General features: G+C 34.9%; 22 protein-coding genes and 1 tRNA gene. 13 read left to right on the forward strand and 10 right to left on the reverse strand.

Going from position 1 to position 26,377, the window contains the following annotated elements; genetic code table 11:
* Positions 1–300: 300 nt before the first annotated feature.
* Entirely contained in the window at positions 301–741 is a 441-nt protein-coding gene (locus PQ963_02830; GenBank protein MEN4028603.1) for an NfeD family protein, read from the forward strand.
* 2 nt (positions 742–743) lie between these two features.
* Positions 744–1,718 carry an SPFH domain-containing protein gene (locus tag PQ963_02835; protein MEN4028604.1) on the forward strand — a complete coding sequence of 325 codons (975 nt, stop codon included), beginning with the start codon at positions 744–746 and terminating at the stop codon, positions 1,716–1,718.
* A 51-nt stretch (positions 1,719–1,769) separates the two neighbouring features.
* Here PQ963_02835 and PQ963_02840 read toward each other — a convergent pair whose 3' ends face one another.
* The 4 genes from PQ963_02840 to PQ963_02855 all read right to left on the reverse strand — a co-directional run bounded on the left by PQ963_02840 (position 1,770) and on the right by PQ963_02855 (position 7,548).
* Positions 1,770–3,674 carry a beta-CASP ribonuclease aCPSF1 gene (locus tag PQ963_02840; protein MEN4028605.1) on the reverse strand — a complete coding sequence of 635 codons (1,905 nt, stop codon included), beginning with the start codon at positions 3,672–3,674 and terminating at the stop codon, positions 1,770–1,772.
* 106 nt (positions 3,675–3,780) lie between these two features.
* A complete protein-coding gene (gene psmB / locus PQ963_02845) occupies positions 3,781–4,404 on the reverse strand; it encodes an archaeal proteasome endopeptidase complex subunit beta (GenBank protein ID MEN4028606.1) in 624 nt (207 codons plus the stop codon).
* Positions 4,405–4,909: 505 nt separating this feature from the next.
* Positions 4,910–6,127 (reverse strand): hypothetical protein, encoded by a 1,218-nt coding sequence (locus PQ963_02850; GenBank protein ID MEN4028607.1) that lies wholly within the window; start codon positions 6,125–6,127, stop codon positions 4,910–4,912.
* A gap of 329 nt (positions 6,128–6,456) precedes the next feature.
* Positions 6,457–7,548: a formate--phosphoribosylaminoimidazolecarboxamide ligase gene (locus PQ963_02855; GenBank protein MEN4028608.1), complete on the reverse strand. Its 1,092-nt coding sequence runs from the start codon at positions 7,546–7,548 to the stop codon at positions 6,457–6,459.
* A 123-nt stretch (positions 7,549–7,671) separates the two neighbouring features.
* Between PQ963_02855 and PQ963_02860 the strand changes: the two genes are divergently transcribed.
* The 3 genes from PQ963_02860 to PQ963_02870 are packed head-to-tail and all read left to right on the forward strand — an operon-like array spanning position 7,672 to position 9,565.
* A complete protein-coding gene (locus tag PQ963_02860; GenBank protein MEN4028609.1) occupies positions 7,672–8,397 on the forward strand; it encodes a class I SAM-dependent methyltransferase family protein in 726 nt (241 codons plus the stop codon).
* A 43-nt stretch (positions 8,398–8,440) separates the two neighbouring features.
* Positions 8,441–8,962 carry a nitroreductase family protein gene (locus PQ963_02865; protein ID MEN4028610.1) on the forward strand — a complete coding sequence of 174 codons (522 nt, stop codon included), beginning with the start codon at positions 8,441–8,443 and terminating at the stop codon, positions 8,960–8,962.
* A gap of 12 nt (positions 8,963–8,974) precedes the next feature.
* Positions 8,975–9,565, forward strand: a complete 591-nt coding sequence (locus PQ963_02870; GenBank protein MEN4028611.1) for a DUF429 domain-containing protein — start codon at positions 8,975–8,977, stop codon at positions 9,563–9,565.
* 116 nt (positions 9,566–9,681) lie between these two features.
* Here PQ963_02870 and PQ963_02875 read toward each other — a convergent pair whose 3' ends face one another.
* Together PQ963_02875 and PQ963_02880 are read right to left on the reverse strand one after the other, a co-directional pair.
* A complete protein-coding gene (locus tag PQ963_02875) occupies positions 9,682–9,858 on the reverse strand; it encodes a hypothetical protein (GenBank protein ID MEN4028612.1) in 177 nt (58 codons plus the stop codon).
* Positions 9,859–10,084: 226 nt separating this feature from the next.
* Positions 10,085–10,756: a methyltransferase domain-containing protein gene (locus PQ963_02880; GenBank protein ID MEN4028613.1), complete on the reverse strand. Its 672-nt coding sequence runs from the start codon at positions 10,754–10,756 to the stop codon at positions 10,085–10,087.
* Positions 10,757–10,955: 199 nt separating this feature from the next.
* Here PQ963_02880 and PQ963_02885 point away from each other — a divergent pair.
* Together PQ963_02885 and PQ963_02890 are read left to right on the forward strand one after the other, a co-directional pair.
* Positions 10,956–11,027, forward strand: a tRNA-Gln gene (locus tag PQ963_02885).
* A gap of 742 nt (positions 11,028–11,769) precedes the next feature.
* Positions 11,770–12,918, forward strand: a complete 1,149-nt coding sequence (locus tag PQ963_02890; protein ID MEN4028614.1) for an orc1/cdc6 family replication initiation protein — start codon at positions 11,770–11,772, stop codon at positions 12,916–12,918.
* Positions 12,919–12,975: 57 nt separating this feature from the next.
* Here the strand turns inward: PQ963_02890 and pyrB are convergent, their stop codons facing one another.
* Positions 12,976–13,890 (reverse strand): aspartate carbamoyltransferase, encoded by a 915-nt coding sequence (pyrB, locus tag PQ963_02895; GenBank protein MEN4028615.1) that lies wholly within the window; start codon positions 13,888–13,890, stop codon positions 12,976–12,978.
* A gap of 768 nt (positions 13,891–14,658) precedes the next feature.
* Between pyrB and PQ963_02900 the strand changes: the two genes are divergently transcribed.
* The 5 genes from PQ963_02900 (at position 14,659) to PQ963_02920 (ending at position 20,071) form a co-directional block, all read left to right on the forward strand.
* Positions 14,659–16,230: an ABC transporter substrate-binding protein gene (locus tag PQ963_02900; GenBank protein ID MEN4028616.1), complete on the forward strand. Its 1,572-nt coding sequence runs from the start codon at positions 14,659–14,661 to the stop codon at positions 16,228–16,230.
* Between the two features lie 131 nt (positions 16,231–16,361).
* Entirely contained in the window at positions 16,362–17,378 is a 1,017-nt protein-coding gene (locus PQ963_02905) for an ABC transporter permease (GenBank protein ID MEN4028617.1), read from the forward strand.
* On the forward strand, positions 17,375–18,229 hold the full coding sequence (locus PQ963_02910) for an ABC transporter permease (protein MEN4028618.1): 855 nt from the start codon (positions 17,375–17,377) through the stop codon (positions 18,227–18,229). Before PQ963_02905 ends, PQ963_02910 begins: the two co-directional genes overlap by 4 nt.
* 65 nt (positions 18,230–18,294) lie before the next feature.
* On the forward strand, positions 18,295–19,389 hold the full coding sequence (locus PQ963_02915; protein MEN4028619.1) for an ABC transporter ATP-binding protein: 1,095 nt from the start codon (positions 18,295–18,297) through the stop codon (positions 19,387–19,389).
* 70 nt (positions 19,390–19,459) lie between these two features.
* A complete protein-coding gene (locus PQ963_02920) occupies positions 19,460–20,071 on the forward strand; it encodes an ATP-binding cassette domain-containing protein (GenBank protein MEN4028620.1) in 612 nt (203 codons plus the stop codon).
* Between the two features lie 110 nt (positions 20,072–20,181).
* Here the strand turns inward: PQ963_02920 and PQ963_02925 are convergent, their stop codons facing one another.
* From PQ963_02925 to PQ963_02935, 3 genes are all read right to left on the reverse strand, one after another.
* Positions 20,182–21,564 carry a Mur ligase family protein gene (locus PQ963_02925; protein ID MEN4028621.1) on the reverse strand — a complete coding sequence of 461 codons (1,383 nt, stop codon included), beginning with the start codon at positions 21,562–21,564 and terminating at the stop codon, positions 20,182–20,184.
* 270 nt (positions 21,565–21,834) lie between these two features.
* Positions 21,835–22,563, reverse strand: coding sequence for a tRNA (adenine-N1)-methyltransferase (locus PQ963_02930; GenBank protein ID MEN4028622.1), 729 nt, complete (start codon positions 22,561–22,563; stop codon positions 21,835–21,837).
* A gap of 120 nt (positions 22,564–22,683) precedes the next feature.
* Positions 22,684–24,981, reverse strand: coding sequence for a DEAD/DEAH box helicase (locus PQ963_02935; GenBank protein ID MEN4028623.1), 2,298 nt, complete (start codon positions 24,979–24,981; stop codon positions 22,684–22,686).
* 294 nt (positions 24,982–25,275) lie between these two features.
* On the opposite strand from PQ963_02935, the gene PQ963_02940 reads away from it, so the two are divergent.
* Positions 25,276–25,959 carry a hypothetical protein gene (locus PQ963_02940; GenBank protein MEN4028624.1) on the forward strand — a complete coding sequence of 228 codons (684 nt, stop codon included), beginning with the start codon at positions 25,276–25,278 and terminating at the stop codon, positions 25,957–25,959.
* The last annotated feature ends 418 nt before the right edge of the window (positions 25,960–26,377 follow it).

Genomic DNA, 26,377 nt, shown 5'->3' on the forward strand with positions numbered 1-26,377 from the left:
AAAACTATCTTTATAGGCTCATGTCAAAATGTAGTGCTAACATTTATGTGAAATAAGGGCTGAATAGTATTAATTATGAAATCGAGTAGATCTATTGCATTTTGATAAGAGGAGTTGTAAACAGTTTCAAAATTAGCCATCATCTTTTTTAAAAAGGATTTAGCAGATGCAGACGTGAATTTTTTTGTGGAGAAAAAGTTAAATATCACCTGATTAAAGAGTATCATCAGGTTTGGAGGGTGCATTGAAAACCAGACAGGCGAATCTACATTAAAAAAGATCTTTATGGGGTAATGAAAAATGATGAACATACAGGTATGGATCATTCTGGCAGCATTATGCTTACTGGGAGAAATGCTTACAACTGGTTTCTTTTTATTATGGTTTGGTATCGGTGCACTGGTTGCGGCAGCTTTTAATTACCTGGGCTTTGATCCAGTGATACAGTTTACTGCTTTTATAATGACTTCTGCAGTGCTTTTAGGAGTTTCAAGGCCCTTTTCCCGGAGAATATCCAGAGATTCCCCTAAAAAAGCAGCTGCAGACCGCCTGATAGGTAAAAAAGCCGTGGTAATTGAAGAAATCACATCCAGTAAAGGAGGGTTGGTGAAGGTTGATGGAGATATATGGAGGGCAATTGCACCCCACAGCATTAAAAATGGAGAAACAGTAACCATAGAGAAAATAGATAGTGTTAAACTTGTAGTTAAGCCAGTAAATGAAGAAATTAAAGGAGATTAAACATGGATTTATTTACAGTAATCATAATATTGCTGGTACTTTTTGTATTTGCATTTAAAGGATTGAAAATTTTAAGGCCGTATGAGAAAGGAGTAGTTGAAAGACTTGGTAAATATCAACGTACTGTAACAAGCGGACTTGTTTTTATTATCCCCTTCATTGAAACCATTAAAAAAGTGGATATGAGGGAACAGGTGGTGGATGTGCCTCCTCAAGAGGTAATTACCAAGGACAACACAGTTGTGGTTGTAGACTGTGTTATCTTTTATGAAGTTGTAGACCCCTTCAATGCAGTTTACAATGTTGTAGACTTTTACCAGGCAATAACCAAGCTTGCTCAGACAAATTTAAGAAATATTATAGGTGATCTGGAGCTTGATCAAACTCTTACTTCACGCGAAATGATCAACACTCAACTAAGAGAAGTTCTGGACGAAGCAACTGATAAATGGGGTACTCGTGTGGTTAGAGTGGAAATTCAAAGAATTGAACCACCTAAAGATATTGTGGAGGCCATGTCCAAACAGATGAAAGCTGAAAGGATGAAAAGAGCAGCAATATTAGAGGCTGAAGGTTACAAGCAATCAGAAATCAAAAAAGCTGAAGGTGACAAACAGGCCGCTATATTAGAGGCAGAAGGTAAAGCTGAGTCCATTAAAAAAGTAGCTGATGCTAATAAATATCAAGAAATTGCAATTGCTGAAGGTGAAGCAAGCGCAATTTCAAATGTATATAAAGCCATACATGAAGGAAATCCAACTAACGATCTTTTAGCCATAAAATATCTTGATTCACTTCAAAAAATAGCAGATGGGAAAGCCACCAAAATACTGCTTCCTATGGAAACTTCAGGGATTTTAGGGTCAATTGCAGGTATCGGCGAGCTATTTAAACAGGATAAACATTTTGAAAATACTGAGGATCTGCCCAGCAGTAATGAAAAACCTGTTGATATGGGTAAAGTCGAAGGAAAATAACTATCCTTCCTTTAAACCATTTTAGATTATTCCTTCAATTCCCAAAAAAATTTATTGAATCCTGACTGTTTCCAGATTCATCGGCGTCTTTGTCTCGATTTTATAGGATCTATAAATGCTTGATGCAAGATCGAGTGTTTTATAGTTATCTCCATGACATATAAGGATTTTTTCAGGTTTTGGAGATAGTTTTCTTACATAATCCATTAGCTGCTTCCGGTCAGAGTGTCCACTGAACCCTTCGATGGTTTTTATTTCCATTTCCACGTTGTAAACATTGGTTTTTCCATCTTCTTTAAGTGGGATTTCCTTCCATCCTTTCTGTAACCGTCTTCCAAGAGATCCTTCTGCCTGATAACCAACAAAGACAAGAGAACTTTTTTCATCTTCGCATAACCATTTGAAGTACTCTACAGAGTTACCTCCAGTAAGCATTCCGCTGGTTGAAAGAATTATTGCAGGCTCTCCTTCTACTATCTGTCTTCTCTCTTCAACACTGCTTACCTTGCAGAATACGTCGGAGATGAACGGGTTTCTTCCCATATGGAATATCTGATCACGCAGATCCTTACTTAAATATTCTGGTCTTGCGGTATGAATCGCATTCGCTTCCCAGATCATCCCATCGATGTAAACAGGGACTTCATCAATGATTCCGTGCCTAATATACTCTTCAAGGACTATCATAAGCTCTTGAGCTCTTCCTACAGCAAAAACAGGTATTAATATTTTTCCTCCACGCTCAAGAGTCCTGTATATGGTTTTTATAAGCTCTTTTTCTGCATCGTTTCTTGAAGGCTGGACATCACCCTGTCCACCATAGGTACTTTCCATTACAAGCGATTCTACACGGGGGAATTTAGATACTGCAGGTTCCAGGAGTCTACTTCTTTCAAATTTAAAGTCTCCAGTGTATACGAAGTTATGCTGACCGTCTCCTATGTGCATGTGAACAATTGCAGATCCAAGAATATGACCGGCATTGTGAAGAGTTAATCTAATATCTGGAGCTATATCAGTTACCTCACCATAATCCAGAGTTATTGTGTGCTTAACGCTCTTTTTAACGTGTTTAACATTGAATGGAAGTGGCTTGTCTTCACGGTGAGCTATGTCTATGTTATCTAACTGTAAAAGAGTCATTAAATCCCTTGTTGGTGTCGTACAGTAAACAGGCCCTTCATATCCATAGTGGAAAAGATATGGTAAAAATCCAGAGTGATCAAGGTGCGCGTGGGTTATAATTACAGCGTCAAGGTCGTCGAGTACAAATTCCGGGACGTTTAAGTAGGGGTAGGAACTTTTATCGTCAGCACCAGCAACATTTACCCCACAGTCCAGTAAAATCTTACTGTTAGGTGTTTGTAAAAATAATGAAGACCTTCCAACTTCTCTAAATCCTCCAAGGGAAGTTAGACGTGTCCAATCGTTTTCAAGTTCAACACTTCGGTGAATTTTATTTCCCAGTGTTTGTAAAATCTTCTTTCTTTCCTTACTGTTTTTTCTAAGTGTTCTTCTAACTCTTTGAATAATTTCAGAAGATATTGGAGGGGTTCTGAGAATTTTAGGTGCCCAACCTATCTTTTTAACTATTTCTCTTGATGTAGAGCCGTATTTACCTATTACGAGGCCTGGTTTTCTTGCCTCTATTATTACCTCACATGTAATATCGTCAAAAGAAATATTGGTTATTTTGGCCTCTTCTGGAACTATTTCATGGATTTTTCTGATGGATTCTTCTGGCTCTGTGAGGACTGAGCGATCTGAGCGGATTATTATCCGTTTCCTTATGTCTTTGGCCAGATCTCTAATTAAAGCTCCATTTTCAGCTATTATTTCCGGATTTTTTGTATAAATTACGACTTCCGGACCTTCAAAATCTACCTTGGCTACCTGTACTCTTGATGGGAGTCTTTGTATTATTGTATTTTTAATTTCTTGAATCTCTGAACCCATAAAATCACTTCTAAAAAATAGAAAATACTGTAAAATTTATTTTACAGATTTAAATAAATTTAATATAAATCACACTAATTTAATTTAGGGGTCAAAAAAAGTTAATTTATTTTCTAAGTCTACTCTTTACTTCTTCTTCAGGTAAAATTTTAAATCCTTCTTTGGTTACTACTGCAACCAGAATACCGTTACCTGAAAATGCATCTCTTTCCATTGCAGACTGTATTGCTCTAACAGCTATATCTATTCCTTCTTCAATATCTATATCTTCATTGTACCTGTCTTCAAGAAGACCATAAGCTACTGGTGAACCTGATCCGGTTGAAACCATATTATCTTCCATTGTTCCACCTGTAGGGTCTAATGAGAATAATGCAGGACCATTATCGTCAACACCTCCAAGTAAGGTTTGAACAAAGAATGGATAAAACCTTGATGAATGCAATATGTTTGCTGTTAAAGTTGCGGCGGATTCAACACTTATTCTCACACCGTGTCTAAGCCTGTATAAAGCTACTTCTGCGCTTATATACTTCATGAGACTCTGGGCGTCGCCTACACCTCCAGCAATAGTGGCCCCTATATGATCATCAATTTTAAAAATTTTTCGAGCAGCCTTATGGGCTATTAAATTACCCATGGTAGCCCTTCTTTCTGTGGCAAAAACAACTCCGTCCTTACATTTCAATCCAACAGTTGTAGTGCCTTTTAATATGTTTTCATCATTCATGAATACACCTCAAAAAAATACAAAATTTAAATAAAAATAGTTTCCTATGCCTAATATTGGAGTTCATATTATATAAAGATTACCTGTTTTACATTTTTCTAATTTTAAGTTTTAAAGCTCTGTTAACCCTTCATTTCCTGATTAAATTAATTTTTTGGTTATATATGCCTGATTTATTCGTTTATCGCTAAGAAACAGGATTAAATGGTATAAATTAGAATTAGAAGAATGATTTATAATATTAGATGACTTTAATATATGGTATATTTGTCAGATTGACCTAATCATCTCATTAATACTCTCTAAATATAAATTTCAGTGATTAAAGCTAATCTCCTGATCTTATTCAAATAAAATTGAATGCGTCATGTTCTTTGCCATTAATTATGGTTATAAACGCTTCAAGGCGGTCCAGCTGCTTAGCTATGGACCATGTTATTCTCTATTTTAATTTATGATCATAACTCCTATTTATAACTTGGTATTAAGAAGCATTACGGCTCTGTCAAAAACTTGGGGGATGTGTGTCGAAAACCTTTATCTGATTTAGGATTTCTTTTCTAATGCTTATTCTAGACATTGCACCATTTTTAATCTTCATTAGCTTCTTAACACTTTTAGGAAAGGTTTTTTGAAAGACATTTTCAATTTTATTAGAGGTTCGTTCGATATTTTCATCTTCAAGGTATGCGAAGAATGTTTTAAAGTAAGGCATTAATAAATCCATGGTAATTGACTGAATAACCTTTGAATAATCGTTTATTTGATTTAATATTTCGTTCAGCTTGTTTCTAGCTTTTTTAAATGATTCACTGTCGAATAAACTGAATAATTCCAGTTTTTCTTGCCGTATTTTATCTATTTCATCATCAGATAGTTCGTTATCTCGTATATATTCTTTAATTTTCTTGTTTATGTTTTTAAATACATGGATTAAACACCATTGGTGTTTAAACCCTAATCTTTCAATAATTGGTTTGTATTTATCGTCTAAATCACTGGTTATTGCGATTTTATTTCTATTCCTTGTACTTTGCTCTAAAAACTCTCGTATATTCTTAGAATTCTCTTTAGAGTATATTTCATCAGCAACAATAATATTCTGTTTACTGTCGAATAAAGTGAATCGGTAATTCCAGATACCTTTAATTTTAATCCATTCCACGTCAAAGATGTAATATCCAGAATAACGATTTTTTGTTTCTTTATTCGAGATTTCATATCCGAGTATCCAGTTTTCAATTGTTTGTCTTGAAATACTGATTCCTGTGTCTTTTTTAACTTTATAGGCAATTTTACGGATTGATCCAAAGAATAAACCAGCCAATTCAATGCATTTTTCTTTGAATTCATGTGTAAAGTTACTATTATCGTTTACAATGTCTGAAATATCTGTTTTAAACTTTTTACCACATTTTTTACACTTATACATTTGAATTTCGGTGTTAACAACTCTTTCATGATAAAAATAAAGTTTTCTTTCTTTAACACCATTTTTAATCACTAATTTACTGAAACAATCCGGACAAAAAGGAATACGCATCTCAATATGAAAAACATCCTTTTTATACCATGTATTCAATGATTTAAATACTTTATCATCTCTTTCAACCGATTTCAAATGATTTTCCTCATATTTTGATAAACCCTCACAAAAATAGGAAAGTTTATAACCCTGATCAAACAAACTATCAACTGGAGCAAGTGTTTTTCTTTTTGTCATACAAAATACTTTGCTCCACTTATTATAAAAGCTTTATGCTTCTATTTCACTAAATAATCAGTTTAAACACGGATAAAAAATATTATTTATAAAAAACATAAATTTCAAAAACACCTAAGTTTTTGACAGTCTCAGCATTACAAATGAAAACAGCTGCTGCATACTATTGTTTATCACTGGCTTTTTAGAAAACTTCAAATGTATTATTGAACATAAGTTCTGAAATATATTTTATATATTTTAAATAGCTTTTAAATATCACATAATGCTTTGAATTTTGATTTTAAAGAATTAGAGGTTATAAAAAGGAAATAAAAAATTAAGGATAATCATGTGATGACTATATCTAACTTATCTTCAGTAATTGCATTTTTTATTTCACGTGCAATTCTGCGCCCCATGCTCATGAATTCACCGAACATGATGTAGCTGTATGCAGAAGTATGCATGAATGAGTTTGTTCCACCATCAATTCTTGCACTCATTTCAAATACGACAATTTCAAGATCATCAGTGCACATTGTCTGTAAACAGAACGGACCGTTCATTCCAGGCTTTACCAACTTTTTAGCTGCTTTTACAAGATTATCTCCTATATCAAATACCTGTGGAAGCAATGATTCCCTCATTACTACCGGGTGATTACCGGTTATCACATATGATGGCTCCATGGAAAGATCAAGCTGATCTTTTGCAGGAATTCTTACTATTCCATCAATATTTGATTCAAATCTGCTGTCCATACCCAAAACTTCTACTTCATCCTTTAATGCTGAATAGAAGAAGTGTATACAGTAATTACACCCTGAAACATATTCTTCAATGTGGGCTTTTTCTATGTCTGATTCTGTGATCCATCCACGGTCAATCATGGCCATGATCTTTTTATCAAATTCTTCAGGAGAAGAACAGACAAAATATCCTTTTCCACCCCTTGCACCGGGGAATTTAACCATTACAGTCCTGTCGATATCTGCACTGCTTGAGTAATTATGAGGTATTCTTATATCTGATTCGAGCATCAGTTTTCTTTCAAGGTTTCTTTCAGCCTCCCATCTTAAAATTGACCTGTTTCCAAACATTGGGACATAGAAATCCTTTTCAACGTGTCCAAGTCCGGCATATGCTATAAAAGATCCATGAGGAACAACTATACTGTTTAAATCACGTAACTTTTGTTGAACATCTTCATTTATTATGTCACTGAACTTATCTACCATTATATATTCATCAGCGACTCTAAAACGCTTGTATGGAACTTCACGCCCTTTTTCACAGACTATTGCAGTCTTGAAACCTTCTTCCTTTGCTCCTTTTAATATATGTAAAGATGTATGACTTCCAAGAGTTGCAATGGTTATATTTTCTTTATTGTACCCTTCAAGGATGTCGAGAATTTTCTGTCTTTCTACTATAGTCATCATGAATCTCCTTTTGTAATTTAGACCTATATTATTTATTTAAGTAATTATCTTTTTTGTCTTAACTTTATATGAATTCCCCATTCAAAAATATTTAAAAATATAAATTACATATCTTATTTTATGAAAGGTAAAGTCATCGGTGATATCCTTGTTTTAAAAAATGAACCTTCAAATATACAGGAACTTCTTCAATTGCCTGAAGTAAAGCGTATAGTTAAATTAGGACGGATAAACGGACCTAAAAGAGAACCGGATGTTGAAATAGTGATAGGAGATAATACTGAAACCATTCACAGAGAGAACCACTGTCTCTTCAAATTGGACGTTGCCAGAGTAATGTGGTCTAAAGGAAATACCACTGAGCGTCAAAGAATAGGAAAAATAGTAAAAGATGGGGAAACAGTTGTGGATATGTTTGCTGGAATCGGTTATTTCTCAATTCCAATGGCTGTTCATTCAAATCCTGAAAAGATCTATTCAATAGAAATAAATCCAATTTCTTACGGCTATTTAAAAGAAAATATAGTTCTTAATAAGGTAGAAAGCGTAATAGATCCAATATTTGGAGATTGCAGAGAAGTAGCTCCTAAAGGAATTGCAGATAGAGTTCATATGGGCTACATTGGAAATACGCATGAATATTTAGATGCTGCAATGGAAATAGTAAAACCTGGAGGAATTATTCACTATCATGAGTCGGTTCCTGACCTTTTAAAATTTGAAAGACCTTCACAAAGAATAATTAATGCTGCAAAGAGTCGTGAAGTGGAAATATTAAAGAAAAGGATCATTAAAAAATATTCTCCAGGGGTTTACCATGTGGTGATAGATGCAAAAATAAATTAACTTCTAAAAACATATTTAATTAAAAAAGAATCTGGCTGGTATCATGGAACTGTTTGATGCAATAATGAATAGAAGAAGTATCCGTAAATTTAAAGATGAAGTTCTTGAAGACGAATTAATTGAAAAAATAGTTGAAGCAGGAATTTGGGCCCCCTCTGCTGGAGATTTAGAGAGCTGGGATGCTGTGATAGTTAAAGATGAGCAAACCAAAGTTCAGATAGCTGTAGCCGCTTATGTGCAGGAATTTGCTGCTAAAGCGCCTGTTTTAATTGTGATATGTGCTAATATGGCAAATTCAGGCGCAATATACGGCAAAAGAGGTAGAGAGCTTTACTGCATACAGGACGCATCCTGTGCAGCGCAAAATATGATGCTTGCAGCATATGCACTTGGATTAGGCACCACATGGATCGGTGCCTTTAAAGAAGAAGATGTTGCAGATTTACTCCAGCTTCCATCACATGTAAGGCCAGTTGCACTGATTCCTATAGGATATCCTGATGAAGAACCAGAAGCACCACCAAGAAGAAGCGTTAAAGAGGTTCTTCACAGGGAAAAATATTGAATTCTGTCTTACATGTTTAATAATAACTTTAAACTGGGTTTTAAAATCATTGGGCTTGATCTGGCAGGAAAACCGGAGAATCCCACTGGAATTTGTTTTTTAGATTCAGATAAAATCGAATGCTGTACTATTTTTGAAGATAATGAGATATTAAACATTATATCAAATGCAAACCCTTCATTAATTGTTATTGACGCCCCACTTTCACTTCCCAGAGGCAGATGCTGCTTAAACAATGAATGCCCATGCAGCGATATAGGAGGACATTTTAGAAAAGCTGAAGATGAAATGCGAAAATATGGACGTACATTACCCCTCACATTCCGTGGGATGCGAATACTTACTGAAAGAGGAATTAAGATTGCAGATAAATTAAAAAGTCAATATGAAGTCATTGAATCCCATCCAAGAACCATACAAAAAATTTTAGGTCCCCAAAACGCTACAAAAATTAAAAAAACTTTTCATTTATCTAAAGATATCAGTGAACACGAAATGGATGCTGTTCTTCTTGTTATTGCAGGAATAAACTATTACAACAATAATTTTATGGAGTTTGGAGATAAAGAAGAGGGAATTATTATTTTACCAATGCATCCTTAAAACCCTCAATAAAAGAAAATTACGGATAAATCCGGAAATATCTGGAACTACCAGTAAAGGTATGGGGGTCCTCTGATTCTTATCCCTTAATCTAAGTTCTTCCATGTTATTTTCCCTTATTTCTCCTCTCCCACATCAACATTAAATCCGGTTAATACTGTATTACTTCTTATTAAAACTGTATCTGTGTCCCACTTAGATGCAATCTCATAATATAACTCCACATCTGCGTTAAAACCTGTTATTCTACTATCAAGGCCCACAGCATGGTATAAAATTACTTTTGGCAGCATTTAATTCCTACCTAATTAACACCTGTTTATATTCTTTCTATATTTAATTTATGCTTGCATAATGTTTAAAAGGCTTAAAACTGAAGATTAATAATGTAAAAACAAAATTTTGAATTAATTAAATTTATAAAGAAACAAATTTAATATGCCTCATTTAAGTATGAACCTTCAAAAGTATTCCCATACAATCTTCTAAACAACATAAAATTTCAAAATTTAAATCATTTTATGAACTTATTTTTTCAAAATCAAAATCAGGCTTTATAAAACGCGTAGTGTAATTAATAAAACTTCCCTCCACATTATCCAAAATAAAACCTGCAGCTTCGCATTGTTTTACGGTGGTTGATTTAAAGGGATAATCAGGATCTGGTAAAAATTCTGTCACTGCAAGTATACCTTCAGGTTTTAAAACTCTTTTGATTTCTTGAAGTGCTTTTCTTCTATCCTTAACTTCCTGTAAAACTGCAACCATATACACAAGATCAAAATAATTGTCTTTAAATGGCATTTTACAAATATCTCCTTCTACCATGAATATATTACTGATATCCCTGTTTTCAAATCGCATTAATTTCATGCGGAGCTGTTTCAGCATCTCTTCCTGGATATCAAAGGCATATATTTTCCCTTTAGTTCCAACAGCCCTTGCAACATAATTTGTAAATGCTCCACTTCCACATCCTGCCTCTAAGACATTCATCCCTTCATTAATACCACTTCTTTTAATCAATTTATCTGGAGGCTGAATTATCCTTCGATAATCGCTATCTAAATATTTTCCCATAAATGCAGGTATAGGATGAGGATGTATTTTACCTATAATGCTCAGTAAAATCCATAAAAAGATAAAAAAGACAGAAATTAAAGCTATGATAGTTATTAAGGATATTTGCATTATTTCACCTCAAACTGTAAAAATTATTATGGATATTATTAATTATATACAGTTGTTTTTTATTATAAATATTTATTAATGTATGCAGCTGTTATTATTTCTAATTCTTCTATAACCAAAAATATTTATAGAAAAGAGGGAAAATATAGTTTTTTCCACAAAAATTATTTCAAATTAGATCATCTAGATAAAATCTTTTAGTCCCTTGGGGTAGTGGCAATCCTGAGAGGCTCTGGACCTTTCGACGGCGGTTCGACTCCGCCAGGGACTACTCTTTTTTCAAATAGATCTATAAATTCTTTTAATTTATTTCCAGCTTTCCAGTGACTTCGAAGCTGGTTTTGGATGATTACTGGAAAATACTATCTTTAAACCCGTTGATATCATTTATATAATTTGTATTCTATCTTAGGCGTGAAACCTTCAGCGAAACAGTCCTGTTGACCAGGTTATATAATTTGTATTCTATCTCATGGTTTTTAAAAATTCTCATATAATTGTTCTATCTCTGTAACCACGTTTGATTTCCAATTCAAACCTAAAAGGTCTTCAACTACTATCAAAAGGTTTAACATATTTTTTTATGCGCAAGTCGTTTATTTAATGTCTGTAAAACTAATTTAGATGAGTAGCATGCTACTAATTGTAAACAGCAGAAAAACAGCACCTATCTCTGCTCTGCCAAACTACTTTACGATTAGGCAGGTGTCCCACTTTTTATCAAAATCTGTAAATACATGCAAACTACTTTATGATGTAATACCATGTTATTATTAATTTTACACTTGAAATGCACCTCTCTCTTTGAACATTTATATAGTTTAAAAACAATCTTAATAGGCAGAGGGCATTTCAAGTGTTTCAAGTGTAAATATATTGCAAGTGCATTCGAAATCTCTGATTTTGCATGGTTTCGAAAATCATAGATTTTCGACGGCTACGTGTTTGACGGCTTTGTTTTCGACGGTACCTCTGTCTTCTCAAACATTGAAGATTATAATAGAGTGGTTTAGATGAATATTTTTGAAGAGCTTGGAGAAAAAAATACTGTTTTTAAATGCAAAAAATTCCTGGATCACAGGTTTTTGCCGGATAAATTGCCTCACAGGGAAGAACAAATAAGATCTGTTGCCAAATACTGGATTGAAGCTTTGAATAATGTAACTCCTCCTGATGTAACAATATACGGTAAAACAGGCACCGGTAAAACTGCAGTTGCAAAATTTGCAAAAAAACAGTTATTACAGGTTGCAAAGAATAAAAACATGAATGTAAGGGTAGAATATGTAAGATGCACAGATTACACTACTGAATACCAGGTTATAGCCCATTTATGCCAGCAATTAGGTCAAAATGTTCCTTACAGGGGCTGGACCAAAGCAGAAGTTATTCGTTCATTTAGAAATCTCTTTAAAAAAAATGTTTTTGGAAAAGATCTGATTTTAATCATTCTCCTTGATGAAATTGATATACTGCTTAAAAATGATGGCGATGGATTGCTTTACACCCTCACAAGGACTGACAATGTTGCCATTGCCTCCATAAGTAACTATGTTGAATTTAAAAAGTTCATAAAACCACGTGTGAAAAGTAGTTTACGAGATAGAGAAATTGTGTTCCCCCCATACAACGCACAACAACTGGTAGATATTTTAGAAGAAAGAGCTGAAATGTCTTTTAGAGAAAATGTGGTAAGTGATGATGTAATTCCACTTTGTGCAGCTCTAGCAGCAAAAGAAGAGGGTGATGCAAGATATGCACTTGATCTTCTCCGGACATCTGGTGAACTTGCAGATGAAAAGGGCTCAGAAATTATTCATGAAGAATATGTAAGAGAAGCAAAGGACTATATTGAACATAACAAAGTTACAGATATTATAATGACCCTTCCAAGCCAGCAGCAGAAAGTACTGGAGTCACTACTTTATCTAACCAGGCGAAAAGAAGAAATAACATCCGGAAGGCTATATGAAGTTTATAAGGAATTTTCCAAAGGGGATTCTGTATCTTATAGGCGTATATTTGATTTTATAAATGAATTAGAAATGCTTGGACTTATTTCAACTAAAACCGTTTCCAGAGGTAGGGGGAAGGGCAGGACAAATATAATTGACTTACAATGTGAACTCAATCTTCTTGAGGATGCTATGTGGAATGCATGATTCCCTCAAAATTGTTATTTCCCCGACCGAAAACAAGTTTTCGAGGGCCCCAAAATCTTAGATTTTGATGGCTTTCAATAGAGCCATCCTAACAGGTACTCCATAAAAGGCTTGCTCAAAATATTTTCCATGCTTGCTATTATCCACATCATGGGCTATTTCATCAACCCTCGGTAAAGGATGCATTACAATGGTATTACTATCTTTTAAAAGATTATAATCAATTGTATAGCTCCCTTTAATTTTTGAATATTCTGCAGGGTCAGGGAATCTTTCTTTCTGGATTCTTGTTACATAAAGAACGTCTGTTTTGTCCAGCACATCGTGGATATTATCAGTCTCATATACCTCAACACCACTTTTTCCAAGGTCATGAAGTATTTCAGGAGGCATTTTAAGCTCTTTTGGAGATACAAAGCTCACATCAACGTTAAACATTGCCAGTGCATATGCCAATGAATGTACAGTTCTTCCATATTTAAGATCTCCTACAAGGGCAATGTGCAGATCATCAATTTTTCCAAGAACTCGTTTCATTGTATAAAGATCGAGTAAAGTTTGGGTTGGATGTTGTCCCGCACCATCTCCAGCGTTTATCACAGGAACATCAGCAATATTAGCTGCATAACGCGCTGTTCCTTCCATATTATGTCTTATAACAAGAGCATCTGAATATTTTCCTACTATTTTAACTGTATCATTTAAATTTTCTCCCTTGGTAGCTGAACTTGTCCCGGCTTCTGAAAATCCAATGGTACTTCCTCCAAGTCTTTTCATTGCAGCTTCAAAGGATAAACGTGTCCTGGTTGATGGTTCGTAAAAAAGCATTCCCAGAAGCTTTCCAGATAAAATATTGGATTTTTTTTCTGATCTGGCAATGGGTTCCATCTTTTCAGATATTTTAAGGATGTATTCTATATCTTTTTTGCTAAGGTCCCTTATTGAAATAATATTTTTTTGACTGAAGCTCATGAATACACCACTTGATGAATTAGATCATGTTTACCTGTAAATTTACATGAACAGATTAAGTTAATAATTGTTTAATTTTAATTTACTATTTTATTTATTATCTTTCTCTAAATTTATAAATCCATCGTTTGTTCAATTGCATGCATTTTATGTTTTAAATTCACTAATCTGTTACTGAAAGTCCTTTTTTTTATTAAATAAATAATGCAGATTTGAATTGCAAGACAGTTATTACAGTTAACAACTATTTATTGCTTTAGGGGATGTAATTTACTTTACATATTGTACACAAGCTTTTATTACAGTTATATATTATATTTGATTAGTATTATATTCATAAATATCTTTCCGTTACAATTTATTTGTATTCTACAGCTTTTTATGTGTACATTGATATATATAATCTATTATATAATCTATTAAGTAATACTATTTTGTATAATTGGTTTGATTTAGTAATAACAGGTTATAAACTGGTTTAAGGTAATACTGGCTTATAAAAGTGCTTTAATTTTGTAATACAATTATATAGAAAATTATTTATAGTAAAATCACCTTATTACAGCTTATCTTAAGTTTACTTTAAATAGTATTACCTAAAGGCGTTTTTAGCCAAATAAATATTATTGAAATAGACTTATTTTTACTAATAATGTCTTTTTTAAAAATACTATACAAATAACTTAAGTTTATCCTAAAATAAGTAAGGAGGCGTTTTAAATTAAGAAAAATCAGCAATATTTAATTATAGGATTAGTAGTTGCAATTTTGATAGTTTTTGCTGCAGCTTTACCATTTAGCTCGACTTCTAGAGCTGCCGATGAATTAGTAGCAGCTGTAGGAACACATGGCGGAGAGCCTGAAGCTGGTTTTGACCCCATTAACGGATGGGCAGACGGAACAGAACCACTCATTCAAAGTACTCTTTTTAAAAGAGATAATACATCTCTTGTCAACGATTTAGCCACAAACTATTCTGTTAGTAGCGGTGGATTGACATGGACAGTTAAAATAAGAGATGATGTCAAATTCACCGATGGAGTACCTTTAACTGCAAAAGATGTTGCATTTACATTTAATAAAACAGCTAATGGCAGTAGTGGAATGGATTTATCAATGATAGAAAGCATTAAAGCTTTGGATAACACTACAATCCAGTTTAAATTAAATGATCCTCAATCAACTTTTATTTATAAACTTGCAGGGCTGGGTATTGTCCCTGAACATGCTTACAACAATGAGACTTATGGTCAAAAGCCTGTAGGTTCTGGCCCATATAAATTTGTACAGTGGGATAAAGGCCAGCAGTTAATACTTGAAAGAAACGATGAATACTACGGTAAAAAACCATATTTTAAAAAGATAACCATTCTGTTTATGGAAGAAGACGCTGCTTTCGCTGCAGCTAGATCAGGACGGGTTGATATAGCTGAAATCCCTGTTTCACTTGCCAATCAAACAGTAAATGGTATGAAAATAATATCTCTTGATTCTATTGATGCTCGAGGGATCAGTTTCCCAATGCAGCCAGATGTGGGTAAAAAAACTGAAGATAACTATACAATTGGAAATAATGTGACCTCTGATGCTGCAATCAGAAAAGCATTGAATGTGGGGATTGAAAGACAGGTATTAATTGATGGCGCCTTAAACGGACAGGGAACTGAAGAATTCACTGGTGTAGACAGGTTACCCTTTGGAAATAAAGAGGCTACTTTTGAAGACGGAAATACAGATGAAGCCAAGAAAATTCTGTCTTCAGGAGGCTGGAAAGACACTGATGGTGATGGTATCTTAGAAAAAAATGGATTAAAAGCAGAATTTACTCTTACGTATCCATCTAATGACCAAACAAGACAAGCATTAGCTGTTTCAGTAGCTGAACAGGCAGGAAAGATTGGTATAAAAATAAACGTTGAAGGTAAAAGCTGGGATGAGATTGATGTATCAGCCTACTCAACCCCTAATGTTTGGGGTTACGGATCTATAGATCCAACTGATATGTATTTAAGATACTATAGCGTTCGTTCAGGAAGCGGAGAATGGAGTAAATACAACAATGTAATATTCTACAACAACTCTGCTGTGGATAATAATTTAAGAAAGGCTATGACATCTTTTAATCAAAATACCAGTAACAAATACTGGGGAGCGGCTGCATGGGATGGGACAACAGGATATTCCCAAAAAGGCGATGCTGCATGGTTGTGGATAGCGACTCTTAAGTACGTCTACATCGTGGATGATAGTTTAGATATTGGAACTCCTGGGCTCCAGCCCCACGGTGCAGATATCTTTAACAATATCTATGAGTGGAAACGTACCCATCAAAATAGCTAATCAGCTAAAATAGATAAAAAAAGGCGGAATTTGTTTATAAGAACATATGAGTAAAACACGAGAAATATAAAAATTTTTCAGTGTTTACTTCTTTATTTTTTAAGTAAAGCCACTGGATGGAGGAAAATACAGTGAAACATGAAAAATTATTGAGATTTACCCGGCGTGAGAAATTACTAGGCTTTGCTGGGAAAAAGACCCTTAAATTAATAAGCCTTTTAATTGGGGTCTGTCTTGCCAGTTTCTGGCTTGTTGAACAGTCTCCAGTAGACCCAGTTAGGGCATATATTGGGGAAATGTCAGTAACTCCGGAAAAACAAGCCCAACTTGAAGAATACTGGGGCGTTAATAAACCTCCACAGGAAAAATTCTTAAACTGGGCTGGAAATATTCTAAAAGGAGATTTTGGAATTTCATTGATTTATAGAATTCCAGTTATTGATGTGATTAAAGAAAGATTTACAGCATCATTGATTCTTATGGCGACTTCCTGGCTAATTTCAGGAATTTTAGGTTTTATCCTGGGAATAATAGCAGGGATGAGAAAAGGAACGTGGATAGATAAAGTGATAAAAACTTATTGCTACACTTTAGCCGCCACTCCGACGTTCTGGCTGGCGTTGATTTTTTTAATGGTATTTTCAGTGTATTTAGGGTGGTTCCCCATAGGATTAAGCGTACCTATAGGTGTTACAGCAGGTAATGTGACCTTTTTGGACTGGCTGCATCATTTAATTCTCCCTGCACTAACTTTAAGTTTACTTGGAGTTGCCAAAATTGCAATGTTCACCCGGGAAAAGTTAACAGAAGTTCTATCAAGTGATTACGTATTATTTGCAAATGCAAGAGGTGAAAAAGGATTGAATCTTGTACTGCGACATGGAATTAGAAATGTTGCACTTCCAGCAGTTACATTACAGTTTTTAGGGTTCAGTGAATTGTTTGGAGGGGCAGTTCTGGTTGAACAGGTATTTTCATATCCTGGAATTGGACAGGCCGCGGTAGAAGCTGGATTAAGATCCGATGTACCTCTACTTTTAGGAATAGTCCTCGTAAGTGCCTTATTTGTCTTCTTTGGAAATACGATAGCAGATGTTATATATGAATTCGTTGATCCAAGGATAAAACAGGAGGAGGCAGCGTCATGAATACTACAGCAACGTTGAAAAAGGGATTATTTGGAGGGCTGAATTTAAGACAAAAGACCCTTTTAATAATAGGTTTTATGTCGCTTTTACTGCTTGCAATTGTGATTTCTAGCCTGGTTTTAGGTGGCGAATCATTACCCACTAATTTCGGCTCTAAAAATCTTGCCCCTTCTCTGGAACATCCATTTGGAACAGATTGGATGGGGAGAAACATGTTCATAAGAACTCTGGAAGGGCTTGGCCTAAGTATAATGAGTGGAACTGTTGCTTCCATATTCAGTACAATACTGGCTATAATTTTAGGGCTACTTTCAAGCGTAGGGAAGAAAACAGATTCTTTTGTATCCTGGCTGGTAGATCTGTTTCTTTCAATTCCTCATCTCCTTTTAATAATCCTTATTTCTATTGGATTAGGGGGAGGGGCAATAGGAGTTATTGCTGGAGTTGCATTAACCCACTGGACAAGCCTAACAAGGGTTGTAAGGGCAGAAATTAAGCAGCTTAAAACCCAGGAATATATTCATATATCCAGAAATCTTGGCAGGTCCAAATGGTGGATAGCTACAAAACACATATTTCCTCACTTAATTCCCCAGATACTACTTGGAACCATTTTAATGTTTCCACACGCAATTTTACACGAAGCTTCAGTCACATTTTTAGGTTTTGGGCTTTCACCCCACGAACCAGCAATCGGTATAATTTTATCAGAGTCCATGAAGTACCTGTCGGCAGGATACTGGTGGCTTGCATTCTTCCCTGGATTAGCGCTACTAATTGTAGTCCTGGTGTTTGATATGATAGGAGATAATTTAGGAAAGCTGATGGATCCAAAAAGCGCTCATGAATGAATAAAATATTTGGGACCCTTGTATAATTCAAATAGCTGTAAAATTTTGGTTAAAAGGTGTGAAATATGGAAAATAAAGCCGAAATAAATGTTGGAGAAGGATTAAATACTGAAATTGAAATAAACGAAGAATTTGGCAACAAACTCAATGTAACATCAAATAAAAGGCCAATATCTGAGTTAGATAGTAGTACTGAGGAAAAGAAAAAGACTGAAGCTCTATTAAAAGTAGAGAATATTTCTCTTTCCTTTACTCAATATACTTCTGGACTTAGACAAACTGAATTGAATGTTATCTCTAATTTGAGTATAGAAGCATACAGTGGCGAAATTTTAGCTGTTGTTGGATCAAGCGGTTCTGGTAAAAGTCTTCTGGCACATGCTATTTTAGGAATTTTACCTTCAAATGCGAATCTTGATGGTAAAATGGAATATGATGGTCAAGAACTTATTCAAGATAAAAAAGAAGAGCTTCGAGGTAAAGAAATAGCTCTGATCCCACAGTCTGTGAATTATCTGGATCCTTTAATGAGAATCTCTGATCAGGTAATAGGAGACGTTGAAGAAGATGAAAAGTTAATGAGAAATCTCCAGAGAAAAATTTTCCAGAGGTATGATTTAAAACCAGAAACGGATAGGATGTTTCCACATGAACTGTCTGGAGGTATGGCCAGAAGAGTCTTGGTTTCTACTGCCATAATAAGCTCTGCAAAGCTCATAATTGCAGATGAACCTACTCCGGGATTAGATGAAAAAACTTTAAACGAAACATTGAGTTACTTCAAGGACATGGCCGCTAATGGATGTGCAGTTATACTTATAACCCATGATATAGAGGCTGCACTGAAAATATCTGATAAAATTGCAGTATTTTATGCAGGTACAGTTTTAGAAGTGGCTAATGCCCGAGACTTTGAGAATAATGGTGAAAAGTTAAGGCATCCCTACACCAGGGCGCTCTGGAGTGCACTTCCCCAAAACGGGTTCCGGGCAATTAAGGGCCATCAACCGATGCAGGATGAAGCCATTGATGGATGCGTTTTTTATGAGAGATGCTCTAAAAAGACCGATATTTGTTCTAAAGGCGTACCCCCACTAAAAGAGATTAGTAGTGGAATAGTAAGGTGCAATAACGTTGCACTTGAAGAAGAAATCATTTAAACTGATGGAAATCCGTCTATTTGTGGTTATAATTTGATGTTCCAGTAAAAGAAGTTAAAGAGGTGTAAAAATGCTTCTTAAAGGTGAAAATATAAGTTTTGGATATAAAAGAGACAAACAGATTTTAAATGGCGTGAATATATCTTTAAAAAGTGGTGAAGTACTGGGCCTGATTGGAGATAGTGGAAGTGGAAAATCAACACTGTGTAAGATATTATCTGGCTATGAAAATAACTATCAGGGGAATGTAAGCATTGATGGAAAAGAAATCCCGTTAAAAGGATATAATCCAGTGCAACTTGTCTTTCAACATCCAGAAAAATCTGTAAATCCTAAATGGAAAATGAAGGATATTTTAAATGAAGGGCATGATGTTCCGCAGGATATTTTGAATTCATTTGGAATAAAAAAGAACTGGCTTAATCGGTGGCCAAATGAGCTTTCTGGAGGTGAACTTCAAAGATTCGCCCTTACAAGGGCTTTAAACCCTAAAACCAGGTTTTTAATAGCTGATGAAATAACCACAATGGTAGATGCAATTACTCAGGCTCAAATATGGAATACAGTTTTAGACATAGCTGAAGAGCAGAATATTGGTGTGCTGGTTGTAAGCCATAATAAAAAACTAATCAATGAGTTATGTCACGATACAATCTATTTAGATGATATTAACAATGTTTAATTCAAACTAAATCTTTTTTTGCTAATTTTAGAACCTTTAATAAATCCTTTTGCATAGGGTATACACCTTAAAACATTATATCCATCAAGCACTACCATGTCAAATATCTCTTATCCATATTTATTACATCCTTTTTTAATTCCAGAAAGCATGGAAGACTTCACACTTTCATATGCAGATATAGCTCCAGGACCTACATGCAATATTGTATCTCCAGGTTGTGAATATTTAATGGAAAGCTCTCCTGCGGTTTTCATGTCTTCAACTGCAATTTTCAAGGCTTTTGAATCATGAGCTCCAGCTAAAACTTCTTTGGCAGCGGCCATGTCCAGTTTCCCAATGGTTTCATTGTATCCAGTAGCAATTATAACTTTAGCATATCTACCAAGTATGTTACCGAGTCCATATTTATCCCGGGGAGTGCTACTATCTGGATTATCGATTAAAACCACCAAAGAATGCCCAGAAAAAGATTTTAAAGTAGGAAGAAGACCCTCGGGTATGTAGGCCGCATCAAAATACACTTCTCTGTTAGAATATTTTCCTAAATATTCCATATGGCCTGGAATTCCTCTGAATTTGCCGAGTGCATCTTTTATGCTTTCTTCATCAAGACCATAACATATTGAAGCTGCTGCTGCGGCTATGGAATTTTCAACATAGTAACCAGACATTTTAAGAGGGGTTTGAAATTTTCCAGCTCTGTTACCAACATCATATTTGATCATAAGCTTTTTATCTACTAACTCCCCTTTGACATTACATTCATTGCCTTTTGAACCATACCAGACCACATCGTTTCTGTGTATTAAATTTCTGCATTTAATATTGGCAATAAAAATGTCGGGCATATTAACTATGAGCATCTCACGGGCTGTGTACTTCTCCATGGATCCACCGAATTCTGCAAGATGCTCGGGGTAGATATTTGTAAGGATCCCTACCTTCAGTTTCACCTGGGACATTAGCCTTATGGTACCATGGGGAATCTCAAGAACTGCAATATCATTTTTCTTATGATAATTATGAATTATTCCATCAACTATGATCTCGCTAAGTAGATTTCCATGTTGGGATGAACATGTCCACACCTTATATCCTGCAGACTCAAATATGTGGGATATTATGTGGGTGGTACTTGTTTTTCCAAGTGTTCCTGCTATTCCAATTATATCTATATCAATCTCCTTGTCTATTATCTTTGCGATGTCCTCATTTTTTAATAACTTTATCTTCTCTCCTTTGATGGTGTCATCTACTGGTATTGTGGGAGATACATATGCCAAGTCAAAATTTTTAAGATCATCAGGTACATCTGATCCTAAACGAAGATCTACTCCTTCTTTTTCCATTTTCAGGAGAATTTCTTGGATATCTTCTTGGAAACTGCTTAAAGGTTTTCTATCAGTTATAACAACGTTATTGCCTACATGGTTTAGAATTCTTGCAACAGGGCGTCCAGCATTACCTGCGCCAATTACTATACATCTCATAATAATCTCCTTTTTTTAAATTAAATCCTCAAGACATTCTTTAAAGTTTTAAGTTAAGTACATCTCCAATTTCATCTAATTGCAACATCATTTTTTTTGCATTCATCTAAAATATTATAACTAATATAGATTTTCAAATACTACAAATTTTCTAAAATTCTCTGAATTTTGATCAGATAAAGTATTTATGTCAATATTCTTTAAAAGAGTTATTATTTGAATGAACATTCTTTAAGCTTTTTAGAAAAATCCATTAAAACTTCTATGGAGTTATAGATTTCTTGCAAATGTCAAATACCCGGTATGACCTACGGCCCTTGTTTTAGGCCGGGTACCCTTATTTTTTACTTCAATTTCACGTAGAATACATTCAATTGTTTTAATATTTGAAAATTCGAATTTTTTAAGCACTTTGTGAAGTATTTGAACCTGTTCAATGTAGGGGGTATAAGTTGCGATATATCCGCCTGTTTTAAGGGCTTTTTTAGCGTGCTCTACAACATCCCATGGTTTTGGTAGATCTAAAAAGACCAGATCGATATCATCTTCATCTATACCATCTAATATGTCTTTACATTTTATATGCACGTTTTCAAGCCCAAAACCTTCGATATTACGTTTTGCAATTTCTGCAAAGTCTTCTCTTACCTCATAGGAGTAAACAGCGCCTTTATCACCCACAACATTTCCAAAATGAAGTGCTGTGGCTCCAGCGCCTGTTCCAGCATCAATTACTCTGTCTCCACACCCAGTTCCTGTAGTTGCGATTATGATTCCAATGTCTTTGGGCAGTATTATTGAGCATTTTCTCTCCATTAAATCGATATAATCATTTATATTAGCCTTTAAAACCTTAAATTCATGCCCTAAATGAGTTTCCAGGGCGTCTCCAGGCATTCCATTTTCCATATCCTCTTTTTTTATAAAACCGAAGTTGGTGTGGAATTCTTCATTGCGGGCAATGTATTTTTTGCCCCTTTCATCCATTAAAATGCGCAATTTATTCACTCCTCACTATAATATATTAAAAATTTAATCAATGATATTTGCCCTTTTTTATGTTATAACTAAATATTTGGGTTCAGGTTACAAATTAACTTTTGATTCATTCTATTAGTTTTATTCATCCATTTCTGTAAGCTTTTTAGTTTTACTTTTACCAATTTTCCTAAAGCCAGAATCAACTACCTCTTTTATTCTTCTGGCTATTTTTTCACCAATTCCTTCCACAGTTTTAAGATCGCTTTTTGAAGCATTTATAATGTCTTTAACTGAACCAAATTCTTCAAGCAGCTTTTTAGCTGTAACTGGCCCAATATTTGGTAGTGATTCTACAATATACAATTGCTGTTCATACAATGTGAGTGGTTTTTTCTCGGTTCTAATCTGCATCACTGGCCGTTCAAGTATTTGTTCTCTTATAGCAATCCTCATAACCATTGCAGCAGTATCTTCTTCAGATCTGGTTGGAATGATTGGAATACTGAAATCCACAGCTAGAGAAGCAAGAGCGCCTCTTACTGCATTTGGATGAATTAAAGATGAATAGAGATCTTCACCTTCAAGTATAATCACTGGCTTTCTGAAGTTTTCAGCCAATTCTTTGGCCTGTTTGTAAAGTCGTTTATCCATAATTGAAACTATGAAGTCTTTTGTAGTTTTTCGCTCAATTCCAACCTCATCACTCACCTGATAATCGGCAATAGCAAGGCTTTTTACTTCTATATCTGCATTTAATTTGTCAAGTTCACGCAGTACCCTGGAATTACCCTCTCTTGAATCAGCATAGATCAGTGGCTTAATCTCGCCATCTTCACGGGGGATTACTTTTACAATTTCTTTAGGAGCCGTACGAAACTTTGGTTTCGTGGCCCCAAAAGCTTCGTGTTTGAGGGCTGTATTTCTTTTTATTCTGTTTGAAAGCTGTTTTTTCATTCTCTGCTCTTTATTGATACTTGCCCAGTAGTAAGCTTCATCCCTGGTACCTTTAGTGATTAAAATACACGTTTTTCCTTTATTTTTCCTTCCAGTTCTACCACGGCGCTGTATCATCCGTATTTCAGATGGAACAGGCTCGTAAAGTATTACAAGGTCCACAGCAGGTATGTCAATACCTTCTTCAGCCACACTGGTGGATATTAAAACATCATAAGTACCCATTTTAAAAGCTTTAATGACTTCTTTTTGTTTTTTTTGGGTTAATCCCTTTTCACCTTCCTTTGCAGCCTGACCAAAGAATTTAACAGCTTTAATATCCTCTTCCTCACATTTTTCAAATATCCTATCAACAGTATCTCTAAACTGGGTGAAAACAATTATTCTGGAGTCTTTATTTTCTTTGAGCTCTTTTTTCAATATTTGAGCTAATTTATTGAGTTTTGGATGTTCAATTCCTTTTCTATGGGCTATTTTGGTAAGGCTAATCGCTTTTTTAAAGTTTTCATCCACTAAAAGGCTTTTAGCTGCTTTTGTTCTCTTTTTGCGCAGCCTTTCAAAGTATTTGTTTAAAGTATGTATCCCCTGGGTTTCAAGTAATTCAAGGGCATGCAGGGCATTGATTACAGCAGTAAACGTAGAAACAGCTATATAATATTTCTTTGGAGGATTACTGCTTCTTGATATCCTGTTTTGAGCCTCTCCCTTGGCTTTTAAAACGTCCTTTTTATTCATGTTCACAGATTTTATTATTCCTATTTTTTTAAGGGTGTTAAATCTGGCCTTCAAGGTATTTTCAATATGTGATTTAATACCTTTAAGTTCATCATTAAGTTCAACTTTAATCCATTTAACTTCAACCGGGTTAAAATAAGGAACAACATCAGCATCTTCTTCGCTTTTGATGACAACGTCATTTATAAACAAATTTTCGCATACTTCACTAATTTTATTTTCATCAGAGCCTGGAGAAGCGGTAAGGCCAAGTATAAGTGGATTTTTTGCTTCTTTTTGGTATTTTGAAGCCAAATAAACATAGGAATAAGATCCCACACCGCGGTGACATTCGTCAAATACAATCAGTGAAACATCCTTTAAACTGTATCTGGAGGATATTAAATCTGATTCTATGGTCTGGGGAGTGGCACAAATAATTTGATATTCATCCCATCTTTTAGCTCTTTTTTCTGGCTTAATATCACCAGTAAGAGAGGTTACAGGCAAATTCATAAATTCCCTAAAGCTTTCCTCATGCTGTGCTGTAAGTGGCTTGCTTGGTGATAGAATCAGGACTTTTGAACCCTTGAAATTTTTGAGCCTTTCCGCTGCCACTAAAACTGCTACTATTGTCTTTCCAAGTGCTGTAGGTGCTACTATTATAGTGCTTCCTTTTTTAAGCACATCAGCAGCTAGAATTTGCTGGTAAAGTCGTGATTCTATTTTTTGGTCCTTGATTAGAGGGTGTTTAATCCACTTTTGCATGGGTTTAAGTATTTAAATTGTATCATATAAAAATGGCGATTGATTTAATGGCTTCATTTGGGAGTTTTTTGGATTAAAAAAAGTTATTGCACTTTTTTTCACGATTTAATTAATATTCAACGGTTTATTTGGTATATCTGATAGAATTAATTCATAGCAACGTATTATATTGATTAAATTAATAAATTTGGCTCTTACTGGTATTTAAGTGTTGCTATTTATTTCAAATAGTAAATTTTTTAATAACAGGTGTATCATTTAGAATTAATATTGGATTATATGGGGAATGGGAGTATGATCAGGCGAGTGATGTTTTTTATTTTACTCTTTGCTTTTACACTGGTATTTTGCAGTGTAGCGGCAGCTGCAAATACCAATTACACTTATACAACTGACGATGATTTTAACAGAGGTAATGGCACTGGTTTGAATGTTTCTGATAATCGGTTGCAGCTTTCCAGTAATTCTTCAGCATCCAGTTATTCATTTATCTGGGTTCCTAACAGTAATGAGGGAACTGTATCTAAGGTTAATACTGTTACTGGTCTGGAGGTGGCTCGTTATAGGGTTGGTCCTTCTGCGGGTTCTTCTCCTTCTCGTACTACTATTGATCTTGATGGTAATTGTTGGGTTGGTAACCGTGGAACTGGAACGGTGGTTAAGATTGGTTTGTTTGAAAATGGAGGTTATTTTGACCGTAATAATAATGGAATAATTGAAACCTGCAGAGATTTGGATGGTAATGGTGTTATAACAGCAGATGAAATTCTTCCAGGGGTGAAGATGAATGTGTACTATGGGAAGTGGTGGTTATACCAGGACGTGAAGGTACCTATAGGCCGGGAAATTATACTGAAGGATATTCTAATGTTCCTGGACCCCGGGGGATTGCTGTTGATAGTCAAAACAATATATGGGCAGGTACTTACGGCACACATAAATTTTACTATATTAATGGCTCTGATGGTCAAATATTGAAGACGGTGGATGTTTCATCGGTTGGTCATGGATCTTATGGGGCGGTGATTGACCAGTATGGTGTATTATGGTCTTCTGGAGGTGTTGGGAATAATATTTTAAGATTAGACCCTTCAAATGACACATTCAAGAGAATTAATGTTCCTCACACTGCTTATGGACTGGGGCTTGATAGAAATAATCATTTATTTGTTTCTGGCTGGACATATTCCCGATTTTCCAGGATCAACATTCTCACTGGCACTATTGAATGGACAAAACCATGCCCATACCAATCCAGGGGAGTTGTTGTTACAGATGATGGTGATGTGTGGATTGCTAATTCTGCAGCAGGAACAGTGACTCGATATTCTAATGATGGTGACTTTAAAGCTACTATAATTGTTGGAAACACTCCTACCGGTGTTTCAGTGGATAA

This window comes from Methanobacterium sp. (assembly GCA_039666455.1).
Taxonomy (GTDB): domain Archaea; phylum Methanobacteriota; class Methanobacteria; order Methanobacteriales; family Methanobacteriaceae; genus Methanobacterium_D.